Source organism: Kitasatospora sp. NPDC057015 (assembly GCF_042673745.1).
Classification (GTDB): Bacteria; Actinomycetota; Actinomycetes; order Streptomycetales; family Streptomycetaceae; genus Kitasatospora.
The window spans coordinates 83,896-97,425 of record NZ_JBHUSG010000018.1 but is presented as its reverse complement, the minus strand read 5'-3'; the positions used below and the strand labels follow the sequence as shown (position 1 = coordinate 97,425).

General features: G+C 72.7%; 10 protein-coding genes. 3 read left to right on the top strand and 7 right to left on the bottom strand.

Annotated elements, in window-relative coordinates:
• Positions 1 to 252 precede the first annotated feature (252 nt).
• Both ACFTWP_RS19120 and ppk2 read right to left on the bottom strand, forming a co-directional pair.
• The gene (locus ACFTWP_RS19120) at positions 253 to 1,758 is read right to left on the bottom strand and encodes a replication-associated recombination protein A (protein WP_380265774.1); all 1,506 of its coding nucleotides are present in this window, start codon (positions 1,756 to 1,758) and stop codon (positions 253 to 255) included.
• Between the two features lie 87 nt (positions 1,759 to 1,845).
• On the bottom strand, positions 1,846 to 2,658 hold the full coding sequence (gene ppk2 / locus ACFTWP_RS19115) for a polyphosphate kinase 2 (protein WP_380265773.1): 813 nt from the start codon (positions 2,656 to 2,658) through the stop codon (positions 1,846 to 1,848).
• Between the two features lie 305 nt (positions 2,659 to 2,963).
• Between ppk2 and ACFTWP_RS19110 the strand changes: the two genes are divergently transcribed.
• A complete protein-coding gene (locus tag ACFTWP_RS19110) occupies positions 2,964 to 3,986 on the top strand; it encodes a LysR family transcriptional regulator (protein WP_380265772.1) in 1,023 nt (340 codons plus the stop codon).
• Here ACFTWP_RS19110 and ACFTWP_RS19105 read toward each other — a convergent pair.
• The 4 genes from ACFTWP_RS19105 to ACFTWP_RS19090 all read right to left on the bottom strand — a co-directional run bounded on the left by ACFTWP_RS19105 (position 3,959) and on the right by ACFTWP_RS19090 (position 8,340).
• Positions 3,959 to 4,465 (bottom strand): GNAT family N-acetyltransferase, encoded by a 507-nt coding sequence (locus ACFTWP_RS19105; protein WP_380265771.1) that lies wholly within the window; start codon positions 4,463 to 4,465, stop codon positions 3,959 to 3,961. The genes ACFTWP_RS19110 and ACFTWP_RS19105 overlap by 28 nt on opposite strands.
• A 100-nt stretch (positions 4,466 to 4,565) precedes the next feature.
• On the bottom strand, positions 4,566 to 6,362 hold the full coding sequence (aspS, locus tag ACFTWP_RS19100; protein ID WP_380265770.1) for an aspartate--tRNA ligase: 1,797 nt from the start codon (positions 6,360 to 6,362) through the stop codon (positions 4,566 to 4,568).
• Positions 6,359 to 7,621 carry a histidine--tRNA ligase gene (hisS, locus tag ACFTWP_RS19095; protein ID WP_380265769.1) on the bottom strand — a complete coding sequence of 421 codons (1,263 nt, stop codon included), beginning with the start codon at positions 7,619 to 7,621 and terminating at the stop codon, positions 6,359 to 6,361. The genes aspS and hisS overlap by 4 nt, the downstream gene beginning before the upstream one ends.
• An 11-nt stretch (positions 7,622 to 7,632) precedes the next feature.
• Positions 7,633 to 8,340, bottom strand: coding sequence for an MBL fold metallo-hydrolase (locus ACFTWP_RS19090; RefSeq protein ID WP_380265768.1), 708 nt, complete (start codon positions 8,338 to 8,340; stop codon positions 7,633 to 7,635).
• A gap of 309 nt (positions 8,341 to 8,649) precedes the next feature.
• Here ACFTWP_RS19090 and ACFTWP_RS19085 point away from each other — a divergent pair, with 309 nt between their 5' ends.
• Positions 8,650 to 9,468 carry a peptidylprolyl isomerase gene (locus ACFTWP_RS19085; protein ID WP_380265767.1) on the top strand — a complete coding sequence of 273 codons (819 nt, stop codon included), beginning with the start codon at positions 8,650 to 8,652 and terminating at the stop codon, positions 9,466 to 9,468.
• 264 nt (positions 9,469 to 9,732) lie between these two features.
• Positions 9,733 to 10,962 (top strand): DUF349 domain-containing protein, encoded by a 1,230-nt coding sequence (locus ACFTWP_RS19080; RefSeq protein ID WP_380265766.1) that lies wholly within the window; start codon positions 9,733 to 9,735, stop codon positions 10,960 to 10,962.
• 67 nt (positions 10,963 to 11,029) lie between these two features.
• Here the strand turns inward: ACFTWP_RS19080 and ACFTWP_RS19075 are convergent, their stop codons facing one another.
• Entirely contained in the window at positions 11,030 to 13,525 is a 2,496-nt protein-coding gene (locus ACFTWP_RS19075; RefSeq protein ID WP_380265765.1) for a RelA/SpoT family protein, read from the bottom strand.
• Positions 13,526 to 13,530: the final 5 nt, after the last annotated feature.

Genomic DNA, 13,530 nt, shown 5'->3' with positions numbered 1-13,530 from the left:
TCGCGACCCGGAGAAAAACCACCCCGAGGGGTGATCAGCCGCTCTCCGGAGCCGGGCACGGATGTGCTTGCACACGAGCGGCCCACCGACGCGTACGTGGTGGGCTGCCCGCGACACCGAAACGGTGCGCGACGCTCCTGGAGGCTCCGCGGGGGAGCCTCGGGCCGATGCCCCGCTGGTGCGGCCGGTCAGATCAGGGTCACCCCTGCTGCCGTCCCGGGACATGGCACTCCGACCGAGTATACCCGGCGATCACCCGGTCTTTTCCCCGCCGTCGTCCCCGCCGCCGCCCTCGGCCCCGCCCGGCTGCGCCGCGCCGTTCGCGACGGCGGCCCCGCCCGGCCCCTCGGCACTCCCCCGCGCCCCCGCGGGCTCCCGGGGCGCCGACTTCCCGCGGGCCGGACCGGCCGCCGCCCCGGCGAGCCGGCCCCTGGTCCACTCGACCACGTCGGCGTAGCGGGCCTCACCGCCGTGCCGGGTCGGCCGGTAGTAGACCGTGCCGTGCACCGAGTCCGGCGCGTACTGCTGGGCCGCGATGCCGCCCGGCAGGTCGTGCGGGTACTGGTAGCCGCGGCCGTGCCCGAGCTTGCCGGCGCCGCCGTAGTGCGCGTCCCGCAGGTGCGGCGGCACGGCGCCGGCCAGCCCCTGCCGGACGTCGGCCAGCGCCGCGTCGATCGCCAGGTAGGCGGCGTTGGACTTCGGCGCCAGGGCCAGCGCGATGGCCGCCTGGGAGAGGATGATCCGCGCCTCCGGGAACCCGATCAGCGCGACCGCCTGCGCCGCCGCCACGGCCGTCTGCAGGGCGGTCGGGTCGGCCAGGCCGATGTCCTCGCTGGCGGAGATCATCAGCCGCCGGGCGATGAACCGCGGGTCCTCCCCCGCCTCGATCATCCTGGCCAGGTAGTGCAGGGTGGCGTCCACGTCACTGCCCCGGATCGACTTGATCAGCGCGCTGGCCACGTCGTAGTGCTGGTCGCCGTCCTTGTCGTAGCGCACCGCGGCCTTGTTGACGGCCGTCTCGGTGGTCGCCAGGGTGATGACGTGCTCGGACTTCTCCAGCGCCGCGCCGGCCGCCGCCTCCAGGGTGGTCAGCGCCCGCCGCGCGTCGCCGCCGGCCAGCCGCACGAGGTGCTCCTCGGCCTCCGGGTCGAGCTCCACGGCGCCGCCGAGCCCGCGCTCGTCGGCGACCGCGCGGTGCAGCAGCGCCCGGACGTCGTCGTCGGTCAGCGACTCCAGGGTCAGCAGCAGGGAGCGCGACAGCAGCGGGGAGATCACCGAGAAGTACGGGTTCTCGGTGGTGGCGGCGATCAGGGTGACCCAGCGGTTCTCCACGGCGGGCAGCAGGGAGTCCTGCTGGGCCTTGGAGAAGCGGTGGATCTCGTCCAGGAAGAGCACCGTCTCCCGGCCGCTCATGCCGACCGCCCGGCGGGCCCCCTCGATGACGGCCCGCACCTCCTTCACCCCGGCGGTGATCGCGGACAGCTCCACGAATCGGCCCTCCACCGCCTGGCTGATCACGTGCGCCAGGGTGGTCTTGCCCGTCCCCGGCGGCCCCCAGAGGATCACCGAGCTGGTCGCGGCCGGGCCGCGCGAGCCGCTGACCAGGCGGCGCAGCGGTGAGCCGTCCTTGAGCAGCTGCCGCTGGCCCGCGACCTCGTCCAGGGTGCGCGGGCGCATCCGTACGGCGAGCGGGGCCCGCCCGGGCTCCCTGGCCTGGCGTTCCTCGGCGGCTGCGGTGAAGAGGTCCGGTTCGTCCACATGAGCAGCCTATGCGAGGGCGCCGACAGCCCGGGGCCGCGCGACGGCGCGACCTGCGGCGCGGGGCCCGTCCGCGCGGGCCGCGGGTCAGTCCGCCAGCGTGGCCGCGTGGTCGGGGACGTACCTCTGCAGGTCGCGCGGCGGGCGCCGGTAGCCCTCGGACGGCGGCCGGACGGGCAGCACGGTCTCGGGCCGGACCACGTCGCGGTACGGGACGACCAACAGCAGGTGGGCGATCATGTTGATCCGGGCCCGGCGCTTGTCGTCGCTCTCCACCACGTGCCAGGGCGACTCGGGGGTGTCCGTGTGGACGAACATCGTGTCCTTGGCCCGGGAGTAGTCCTCCCAGCGGGTGATCGACTCGGTGTCCATCGGGGAGAGCTTCCAGCGCCGCATCGGGTCCTCCAGGCGGCCGCGGAACCGGCGCTCCTGCTCGGTGTCGCTGACCGAGAACCAGTACTTGTGCAGCAGGACGCCCGACTCGATCAGCATCCGCTCGAAGGTCGGGCACTGGTGCAGGAACTGCCAGTACTCCTCCTCGGTGCAGAAGCCCATGACCTTCTCGACCCCGGCCCGGTTGTACCAGCTGCGGTCGAACAGGACGATCTCGCCGGCCGCCGGCAGGTGCTCCACGTACCGCTGGAAGTACCACTGGGTGCGCTGGCGCTCGGTCGGGGTGGGGAGGGCGGCGACCCGGGCGATGCGGGGGTTCAGGTACTCCGTCACCCGCTTGATCGCGCCGCCCTTGCCGGCGGCGTCGCGGCCCTCGAAGACGACCACCAGCCGGGCGCCCTCGGCGCGCACCCACTCCTGGATCTTGACCAGCTCGCCCTGCAGCCGCAGCAGTTCCCGCTCGTAGGGCTTCCTCGCGAGCCGATCGTGTCCGGCCTTGCCTGCCATCTGGGGCCCTCCGTACGCCGGTGCCTATGAGCACTCACGCTAGGCGGTGTCCGACGATTCGCGTCGGATCAGCGCGCGGCGTCGGGCGCCCGGGCGGCGGGGCGGGACCGGGCGTTGGAAACCGGCCCCCCGTCCGACTCCCAACGCACCGCCCCCGTGTGCGCGGCGCACTCCCCCGCGACGCCCCGCGCAGCCGGCCCGGCGACCCCAAGATCCCCCCTGGTGCCGCCGTCCCCCGTCCGGCCGGTCAACTCTGGCGCAGACCTGCCCGACGGGTCCAATTCCCGGTTCCATAACCTGGCGGAATGGAAATCGACACCCGGCTGCTGCGCTCCTTCGCCGCGGTCTGCGAGGAGGGCCAGCTCACCGCCGCGGCCGCCCGGCTGCGGATGTCCCAGCCGGCCCTCACCAAGCAGATCCGGCAGCTGGAGGAACGGGTGGGCGCAGAGCTGTTCCGGCGCTCCCGGGCCGGGATGACCCCCACGGCCGCCGGCAACGCGCTCGCCGCGCACACCGGCGACCTGCTGGGCTCCTGGGACCGCGCGCTGCGCGCCACCCGGGAGGCGGCGGCCGGCGGCGGCGCCACCCTCCGGGTGGGCTTCGAGGGCGGCACGATCAACCTCATCGGCCGGCCGACCCTGACGGACTTCACCGCCCGGATGCCCGGCTGGCAGGTCGAGATACGGCAGAACAGCTGGTTCGACCCGGCGGCCGGACTGACCGCCGGCGAGGTGGACCTCGCCCTGTGGCACGCACCGCCGTGGATGGCCGAGCACTACCAGATGCAGCTGCTCGGGATCGACCGGCGCTGTCTGGCGCTCTCCGTCGGCCACCGGCTGGCCGGGGCCGCCACCGTCGACTTCGCCGACCTGCTCGACGAGCCCTTCGTGGCGATGCCCGAGGAGTCGGGCCACTGGCGCGACTACTGGCTGGGGATGCAGGAGCGCGGCGGGCACCCGACCCGGATCGGCGCGGTGGCGCACAACGCGGACGAGTGGCTGGCGGCGGTGGCCTGCGGGCAGGGCATCGGCCTCGCCCCGGAGACCATCAGCCGCCTGAGCGTCCGGCCGGGCGTGGTGTTCCGCCCGCTCCGGGGCCTGAGCCCGGGCCGGCTGGGGCTGTACTGGCCCAGGGAGCGGCCCTGCACGCCCGCGATGACCGCCTTCATCCGCAGCTGCCTGGCCACCGTGGAGATCGGCGTGCTGGACGCCCCCTGCCGCCGGCCGGCCCGGGACGGCGCCGGGGGCGCAGCCGCCCCGGCCGTCCCCGGCCAGCGCAGCTCCCCCGACGGCGTCCGGAATCAGACCGCGGCGAAGGGCTCCGGGTAGCGGCACAGGCCGCGCGGGCCGCCGTCGTAGGCGCTGAGGGGGAGCGCCTGGAAGTAGCTGTCGGGCACCTCGAACGGGCCGGACAGTTCGTGGTCGACGGCCGGCGCGAAGCCGAACCTGGCGTAGTAGTCGGGGTCGCCGAGCACGACGACGACCCGCTCCCCCGCCTCGTCGGCGGCCGTCAGCGCGGCCCGGACCACCAGCTCGCCGACCCCCTTGCGCTGCCACTCGGGCGCCACCGCCACGGGGGCGAGCGCCAGCCCGTCACCGTCGCCGATCCGGAGGCGGGTCAGCAGCGCGTGCCCGATCACGAGCCCGCTCCGGTCGACCGCCACCAGGGACAGCTCCGGCAGCCAGGCCGGGTCACGCCGCAGGGCGTCGACCAGGTCCGCCTCGTCCGGGCCCGGGAAGGCCGCCATGTGGACGCGGCGGGTGGCCGGGGCGTCCTCAGGGGTCTCAACTCTCGTACGCAGGGTCATTCCCCGCTCCTTCGGTGTCGCACGCCATTGTGGACCGGCCCCGGCCCGGACGCGTGGTCAGCGTCCGTTCCGGGGCCGTGAAGGTATACCAGACCGGGCGTCAGGCCTGCTGCCCGGTCTCGCCCTTGGGCTTCGCCTCTTCGCGAACCTTGGGCTGCGCGTCGACGCCCGCCTCGCGGCGCTGCGCCGGGGTGATCGGAGTGGGGGCACCGGTCAGCGGGTCGCCGCCGGTGGACGTCTTCGGGAACGCGATGACGTCCCGGATGGTGTCGTACCCGCCGAGCAGCGTGACGATGCGGTCGAGGCCGAACGCGACCCCGCCGTGCGGCGGCGGGCCGTAGTTGAAGGCGTCCAGCAGGAAGCCGAACTGCGACTGCGCCTCCTCCTCGGACAGGCCGATCGCGTCGAACGCCCGCTTCTGGACGTCGCGCTGGTGGATACGGATCGAACCGCCGCCCAGCTCCGAACCGTTGAGCACCAGGTCGTACGCGTTGGAGAGCGCGTTGCCCGGGTCGGTGTCGAAGGTGGCCAGCGACTCGGCGGTCGGCGCGGTGAAGGGGTGGTGGACGGCGTGCCAGCCCTGGAACTCGCCCTTGTCGTCCTCGATCGGCTCGAACATCGGGAAGTCGACCACCCAGAGGAAGGCCCACTGCGACTCGTCGATCAGGTCGCAGCGGCGGCCGATCTCCAGCCGGGCCGCGCCGAGCAGCTCCTGCGAGGGGGTCTTCTTGCCGGCCGCGAAGAAGATCGCGTCGCCGTTCTTGGCGCCCGCGGCGGCGGCGAGGCCGGCCAGGTGCTCCTCGTTGAGGTTCTTGGCGACCGGGCCGCGCAGCTCGCCGGTCTCGGCGTCGATGACGACGTAGGCCAGGCCGCGGGCACCGCGCGCCTTCGCCCAGTCCTGCCAGGCGTCGAGCTGCTTGCGCGGCTGCGAGGCGCCGCCGGGCATGACGACCGCGCCGACGTACGGGGCCTGGAAGACCCGGAACTCGGTGCCCTTGAAGTACTCGGTGAGGTCGGTGAGCTCCTGGCCGAAGCGGACGTCCGGCTTGTCGGAGCCGTAGCGGCTCATGGCGTCCGCGTAGGTCATCCGGGGCAGCGGGTTCGGCAGCTCGTACCCGTGCACCTCGCGCCAGATGGAGCCGACGACCTTCTCGCCGAGGGCCAGGATGTCCTCCTGGTCGACGAAGGAGGCCTCGATGTCCAGCTGGGTGAACTCCGGCTGGCGGTCGGCGCGGAAGTCCTCGTCGCGGAAGCAGCGGGCGATCTGGTAGTACCGCTCCATGCCGGCGACCATCAGCAGCTGCTTGAACAGCTGCGGGGACTGCGGCAGGGCGTACCAGTGGCCCGGCTGCAGGCGGACCGGGACGAGGAAGTCGCGGGCGCCCTCGGGGGTGGAGCGGGTGAGGTACGGCGTCTCGATGTCGAGGTAGTCGTTCTCCTCCATCACCCGGCGGATGATGTTGTTCACCTTGGAGCGCAGGCGCAGGCCCTTGGCCGGGCCCTCACGGCGCAGGTCCAGGTAGCGGTAGCGCAGCCGGACCTCCTCGTTGACCGTGCCGGGCTCGTACTCGGCGACCGGGAAGGGCAGCGGGGCGGCCTCGGAGAGCACCTCGATCTCGCTGACGACGACCTCGACGGCGCCGGTCGGAATGTCCGGGTTCTCGTTGCCCTCGGGGCGGACCCGGACGTCGCCGATGACCTTGACGCAGTACTCGGCGCGCAGGCCGTGCACGGAGTCCAGGTCGCGCACTACGATCTGCACGGTGCCGGAGGCGTCGCGCAGGTCGATGAAGGCGACGCCGCCGTGGTCGCGGCGGCGGGCGACCCAGCCGGCCAGGGTGATGGTGGTGCCGGCGTGCTCCGCGCGGAGCGTGCCCGCGTCGTGCGTGCGGATCACTGCTGCTTCTCCTTCAGGGTGGTGACGAGTGCGTCGAGGGCGACGGGGGTCTGCTCGCCGGTGGCCATGTCCTTGAGCTGGACGACGCCTTCGGCGAGGTCCCGGTCGCCGGCGACCAGGGCGTAGCGGGCGCCGGAGCGGTCCGCGGACTTCATGGCGTTCTTGATGCCCTTGACGCCGAACGCGAGGTCGGTGGCGACGCCGGCCCGGCGCAGCTCCACCACCTTGGCGAACAGGACGTTCTTGGCCTCCTCGCCGAGCGCGACGGCGTAGACGGAGGTGGCCGCCGGCAGGTCGAGGACGATGCCCTCGGCCTCCAGCGCGAGGCAGGTGCGGTCGACGCCCAGGCCCCAGCCGACCGACGGCAGGGCCGGGCCGCCGAGCATCTCGGAGAGGCCGTCGTACCGGCCGCCGCCGCCGATCGCGGACTGGGCGCCGAGGCCGTTGTGCACGAACTCGAAGGTGGTGCGGGTGTAGTAGTCCAGCCCGCGGACCAGCTTGGGGTCGTCGACGAAGGCGACGCCGGCGAGCGTGAGCAGCTCGCGCACCTTCTCGTCGTAGGCCTTGCAGTCCTCGCAGAGGAAGTCGCGCAGCCGGGGGGCGTCGGTCAGCTGGGCCTGGACGCTCTCGCGCTTGTCGTCCAGGACGCGCAGCGGGTTGATCTCCGCCCGGCGGCGGGTGTCCTCGTCGAGGTCCAGGCCGGCCAGGAACTCCACCAGGGCGGTGCGGTAGACCGGGCGGCACTGCGCGTCGCCGAGGCTGTTGAGCAGCAGCGAGTAGTCGCGCAGGCCGAGCGAGCGGAACGCGTCGTCGGCCAGGATGATCAGCTCGGCGTCCAGGGCCGGGTCCTCGGCGCCGAGCGCCTCCGCGCCGACCTGGGCGAACTGGCGGTAGCGGCCCTTCTGGGCCCGCTCGTAGCGGTAGAAGGAGCCGGAGTACCAGAGCTTCACCGGCAGGTTGCCGAGCTTGTGCAGGTTGGCCTGGAGGGTGGCGCGGACCACCGAGGCGGTGCCCTCGGGCCGCAGGCCGAGTTCGTCGCCGCCCTTGGTGGTGAGGTTGTACATCTCCTTGCTGACGATGTCGGTGGACTCGCCGACACCGCGGGAGAAGAGCTTGATGTCCTCGAAGACCGGCGTCTCGATGTAGCCGTAGCCGGAGCGGCGCAGCGGGGCCGCCAGTCGCTCGCGGACCGCCAGGACGGTCGCGGAGCTCGGCGGCAGCAGGTCGTAGGTGCCCTTGGGGGCGCTGAAGGTGCTCAACGTCTCTTCCGTCACATTCCTCGTCGCGGGAGGCCGGGTGCGCCGTGCGCACCGGCCGCCTGCTGGAGGTAGGGGTTGGTGGCGCGCTCGCGGCCGATGGTGGTCTGGGTGCCGTGGCCGGAGAGGACCACGGTGGCGTCGTCGAGGGGCAGGCAGACCCGGGCCAGCGAGCGCATGATCGCGTCGCCGTCGCCGCCCGGGAGGTCCGTGCGCCCGATGGAGCCGGCGAAGAGCAGGTCGCCCGAGAACAGCACCGGAGGGAGGTCCGCTGCCGCCGGCGTCCTGAAGGTCACCGACCCCTTGGTATGGCCGGGCGCGTGGTCGACGGTGAGCCGCAGGCCGGCCAGCTCCAGCACGCTGCCGTCCTTGAGCTCCCGGACGTCGTCCGGCTCGCCGACGGTGATCGAGCCCATCAGCTGCTGCCCGAGCGAGCGGCCGAGCGCCCGCTCCGGGTCCGCCATCATGTAGCGGTCCTCGGGGTGGATCCAGGCGGGGACGCCCTGGGCGCCGCAGACCGGGACGACGGAGGCGACGTGGTCGATGTGCCCGTGGGTGAGGACGACCGCGACCGGCTTCAGCCGGTGCTCGCGGATCAGGTCCTCGACGCCCTGGGTGGCCTCGTGGCCCGGGTCGACGATCACGCACTCCTCGCCGGGAGCAGGTGCGACCAGGTAGCAGTTGGTGCCCCAGGCTCCCGCGGGGAATCCGGCGATGAACACGCGAGTCCTCTGTGGTCGGCCCTCGGTCGGGTGGTGGTTCGGTACAAGTCCTCATGCAGCCTACCGGCGCCGTGCCACCGGTTGCGAACCAGATAGCCGCCGCCACCCCGGCTCGTCCACGGACCACCCGGACGTGCGGACGGACGACGGGTGGCTGCGCCTCACCCCGGTCTTACGTGCGAGGTCCCTACACTTGGCCGCCAATGGGTGCGATGATCCGCAGCGACACCCTCAGACGCAGCAACCCAAGCCCCCTCCTCGTCCGCCAGCGGACGGGAGGCCCCAGCGCATATGTAGGAGACACGGCCGGTGGTCACCAGCGAACAGCGGCGGCGGCAGCTCGCCCGCGAGAAGTACGAGCGTCAGGCCGAGCGCCGGGCCGAGGCCCAGCAGAAGGCCAGGCGCCGCAACACCGTGATCGGCGCCGCGCTCGCGGTCGTCGTGCTCGCGGTCGGCGGTGCCGCGGTCGGCGGGGTGTTCGACTCGGGCGACAAGAAGGACAAGGGCGCCCAGGCGGCGCCCACCCCGACCGTCGCCGATCCGACGGCCGCCCCGACCCGCAAGCCGGTCGAGGGCTGCGCCGCCCCGGCGGACGGCAAGCCCAACGGCAAGCAGTGGACGGCCGAGCCGGCCCTGACGGTCGACGCCAAGGCCAAGTACACGGCGACGCTGGACACCAACTGCGGGAAGGTGACGATCGCGCTGGACGCCGCCAAGGCCCCGCACACGGTGAACTCCTTCGCCTTCCTCTCCGGCGAGCAGTACTTCGACCACGTGAAGTGCCACCGCCTCACCACGGACGGCATCTTCGTGCTGCAGTGCGGCGACCCGACCGGCAGCGGATCCGGCGGCCCGGGCTACAAGTTCGCCGACGAGAACCTGACCGGCGCCACCTACCCGGCGGGCACCGTGGCGATGGCCAACGCCGGCGCGGGCACCAACGGCAGCCAGTTCTTCCTGGTCTACAAGGACACCCAGCTGCCGCCGAACTACACCCCGTTCGGGACGATCACCGGCGGGCTGGACGCTCTCCAGAAGATCGCCGCGGCGGGCACCCTGGACGGCGGTTCGGACGGCGCCCCGATGGCCGACGTCACCCTCAACTCGGTGACCACCGCGAAGGGTTGATCCTCCGCCGCGCCGCGCGCCGGCCCCGTCCGGGGGTCGGTCGCGCGGCGCGGCGGTGAAATCGTCCGGCCGGGGATGCGGACAGCACCCGCCCCGGTCGCCTATGTTGGCGTTGTATAGGGTGCCCAGACCCGTCGGCCGTCACCCTCGGCATCAGCAGTACGACGGGCGGGACGGCGGACTCATCGGTCCGCCGCACATCAACTGTGGACGACGGACGCGTGCCGCCCCGGCGCGGGCGCGACGTCATGTGGAGGACGCGCTATGAGCAGCGACCCGTGGGGCCGTGTCGACGAGCAGGGGACGGTCTACGTCAGGACGGCGGACGGCGAACGCGTCGTCGGTTCCTGGCAGGCCGGCTCGCCCGAGGAGGCCCTCGCCTACTTCGAGCGCAAGTACCAGGGCATCGCCGTCGAGATCGGCCTGCTGGAGAAGCGGGTTCGGACCACCGACCTCGCGGCCAAGGACGCCCAGGCGGCGCTTGAGCACCTGCGCACCCAGGTCGTCGAGGCGCACGCGGTGGGAGACCTGGACGCGCTGGCCAAGCGCCTCGACGCGCTGGGCGCCGACATCGAGACCCGTCGCGAGGAGCGCAAGGCCGCCCGCGCCAAGGCGCAGGACGAGACCCGCACGGCCAAGGACAAGCTGGTCGCCGAGGCCGAGCAGCTCGCCGAGTCCACCCAGTGGCGGGAGGCCGGCGACCGGCTGCGCGCCCTGGTGGACACCTGGAAGGCGCTGCCGCGCCTGGACCGCAAGAGCGACGACGAGCTGTGGCACCGCTTCTCGCACGCGCGCTCGGTCTTCTCCAAGCACCGCAAGGCGCACTTCGCGACCCTGGACGCCGAGCGCGACCAGGCCCGCGCGGCCAAGGAGAAGCTGGTCACCGAGGCCGAGGCGCTGTCCGGCTCGACCGAGTGGGGCGACACCGCGGCCCGCTACCGCGACCTGATGACCCAGTGGAAGGCCGCCGGCCGCGCCCAGCGCGACGTCGAGGACGAGCTGTGGGCGCGGTTCCGCGGCGCGCAGGACGTCTTCTTCCAGGCCCGCTCCGCCGTGTTCAGCGAGCGCGACGCCGAGCAGGTCGAGAACCAGAAGCTGAAGGAGGCGCTGGCGACCGAGGCGGAGGCGCTGCTGCCGATCGGCGACCTCAAGGCCGCCAAGGCGGCGCTGCGCGACATCAGCGAGCGCTGGGAGGCCATCGGCCACGTCCCGCGGGACGCCCGGCCGAAGCTGGACGGGCGTCTGGGCACGGTCGAGCGGGCGATCCGCGAGGCCGAGGACGCCGAGTGGCAGCGCTCCAACCCGGAGGCCAAGGCCCGCGCGGCCGGCATGGCCGGGCTGCTCCAGGCCAAGTCCGACAAGCTGAACGCCGACCTGGAGAAGGCCCGCGCGGCCGGCAACGCCTCCCGGGTGGCCAAGCTGGAGGGCGAGCTGGCGGGCCTGCAGACCCTGCTGGACCAGGCCCAGAAGAGCCTGGAGGAGTTCAGCGGCTGATCCCCGCTCCTCCTCGTACGGGTGAGGGCCCCACCGCCGCGGCGGTGGGGCCCTCACCCGTTCCGGCCTACTTGCTGCGCGCCGAGGTGACCCGGTAGACGTCGTAGACGCCCTCGACGCCGCGGACGGCCTTGAGCACGTGCCCCAGGTGCTTGGGGTCGCCCATCTCGAAGGTGAAGCGGCTCATCGCCACCCGGTCGCGCGAGGTCTGCACCGCCGCCGACAGGATGTTGACGTGCTGGTCGGAGAGCACCCGGGTGACGTCCGAGAGCAGCCGGGAGCGGTCCAGCGCCTCGACCTGGATCGCGACCAGGAAGACCGAGGACTGGGTGGCCGCCCACTCGACCTCGATCATCCGCTCGGGCTGCTGGCTCAGCGACTCCACGTTGACGCAGTCCGCGCGGTGCACCGAGACGCCGTTGCCGCGGGTCACGAAGCCGACGATCGGGTCGCCGGGCACCGGGGTGCAGCAGCGCGAGAGCTTGACCCAGAGGTCCTCGACGCCCTTGACGATGATGCCCGGGTCGCCCTTGGCCCGCCGGCGCATGGTGCGGCCGCCGTCGTGCGTCGGAGTGGCCGTCTCGGCCAGGTCCTCGGTGGCGCCCTCCTCGCCGCCGAGCGCCTGCACCAGCTTCTGGACGATGTTCTGGGCCGAGACGTGGCCCTCGCCGATCGCCGCGTACAGCGAGGAGATGTCGGGGTAGCGCATCTCGTGGGCCAGCGTGACCAGCGAGTCCCCGGTGAGGATCCGCTGGATCGGCAGACCCTGCTTGCGCATGGCGCGGGCGATGGCCTCCTTGCCCTGCTCGATCGCCTCCTCGCGGCGCTCCTTGGAGAACCAGGCCTTGATCTTGTTCCGGGCGCGCGGGGACTTGACGAAGCCCAGCCAGTCCCGGGACGGCCCGGCGTTCTCCGCCTTGGAGGTGAACACCTCGACGGTGTCGCCGTTCTCCAGGGTGGACTCCAGCGGCACCAGCCGCCCGTTGACCCGCGCCCCTATGCAGCGGTACCCGACCTCGGTGTGCACCGCGAAGGCGAAGTCCACCGGCGTGGCCTGGGCGGGCAGCGCTATCACGTCGCCCTTGGGCGTGAAGACGAAGACCTCGTTGTTGGAGAGGTCGAAGCGCAGCGACTCCAGGAACTCGCTCGGGTCCTCGGTCTCCTTCTGCCAGTCCAGCAGCTGCCGCAGCCAGGCCATCTCGTTGACGGCGCCGGCCTTGTCGTCCTTGCGGGTCTGCGAGGGCGTGTCGGTCCTGACCTTGGAGGCGCCGGCCACCGCGCGCTGCTTGTACTTCCAGTGCGCCGCGATGCCGTACTCGGCCCGGCGGTGCATGTCGAAGGTCCGGATCTGCAGCTCGACCGGCTTGCCGCCGGGGCCGATCACCGTGGTGTGCAGCGACTGGTACATGTTGAACTTGGGCATCGCGATGTAGTCCTTGAACCGCCCCGGCACCGGGTTCCACCGCGCGTGGATGGTGCCCAGCGCCGCGTAGCAGTCGCGGACGGTGTCGACCAGGACCCGGATGCCCACCAGGTCGTAGATCTCGGCGAAGTCGCGGCCCCGCACGATCATCTTCTGGTAGACCGAGTAGTAGTGCTTCGGCCGGCCGGTGACGGAGGCGGTGATCCGCGCGCCGCGCAGGTCGCCCTGCACCTGGTCGATGACGGTGGCCAGGTACTCGTCCCGCTTGGGGGCGCGCTCGGCGACCAGACGCACGATCTCGTCGTACATCTTGGGGTAGAGGATCGCGAACGCGAGGTCCTCCAGCTCCCACTTGATGGTGTTCATGCCCAGGCGGTGCGCCAGCGGAGCGTAGATCTCCAGCGTCTCGCGGGCCTTCGCCTCCTGCTTCTCCCGCTTGAGGTAGCGCATGGTGCGCATGTTGTGCAGCCGGTCGGCGAGCTTGATCACCAGGACCCGCGGGTCCTTGGCCATCGCCACGACCATCTTGCGGACGGTCTCGGCCTGCGCGGCCTCGCCGAACTTCACCCGGTCCAGCTTGGTCACGCCGTCGACCAGCAGGGCCACCGAGTCGCCGAAGTCCTTGCGCAGGGTCTCCAGGCCGTAGTCGGTGTCCTCGACGGTGTCGTGCAGCAGGCCGGCCATCAGCGTCGCGGCGTCCATCCCCAGCTCGGCCAGGATGGTGGAGACGGCCAGCGGGTGGGTGATGTACGGGTCGCCGCTCTTGCGCTTCTGGCCGCGGTGCCACTTCTCGGCGACGGCGTACGCGCGCTCGATGTCGCGCAGCAGGACCGGATCGGCCTTCGGGTCGTTGGCCCGGATACTGCGGAACAGCGGCTCCAGCACCGGGTTGAGCACCGTGCCGCGCTGGCCGCCGAGCCGGGCGAGGCGGGCCCGCATGCCGCTCGGCGAGGTGGGGCGGGCGGCGGTGGCGGCCGGGCGCGAGGAGGGTGCGGCAGGGCGTGCCTGGGCTGCCCCCGCGGGCGCGGGCTCGTTCTCGGGGGCGGACGGTGCGGCCGTGGGCACAACCTCGTCGGGCAAGGACACTCCTCGGGGCGCGGGGCCTATCCCTCGCGCAGGCGGCAAGGGATGAATCTTCATGGTAC

Excerpts from the sequence above, each read along its gene's own strand:
- ACFTWP_RS19075 (WP_380265765.1), bottom strand. The coding sequence starts at position 13,525 with ATGAAGATTCATCCCTTGCCGCCTGCGCGAGGGATAGGCCCCGCGCCC.
- ACFTWP_RS19080 (WP_380265766.1), top strand. The coding sequence starts at position 9,733 with ATGAGCAGCGACCCGTGGGGCCGTGTCGACGAGCAGGGGACGGTCTAC.
- ACFTWP_RS19105 (WP_380265771.1), bottom strand. The coding sequence starts at position 4,465 with ATGACCCTGCGTACGAGAGTTGAGACCCCTGAGGACGCCCCGGCCACC.
- ppk2 (WP_380265773.1), bottom strand. The coding sequence starts at position 2,658 with ATGGCAGGCAAGGCCGGACACGATCGGCTCGCGAGGAAGCCCTACGAG.
- ACFTWP_RS19110 (WP_380265772.1), top strand. The coding sequence starts at position 2,964 with ATGGAAATCGACACCCGGCTGCTGCGCTCCTTCGCCGCGGTCTGCGAG.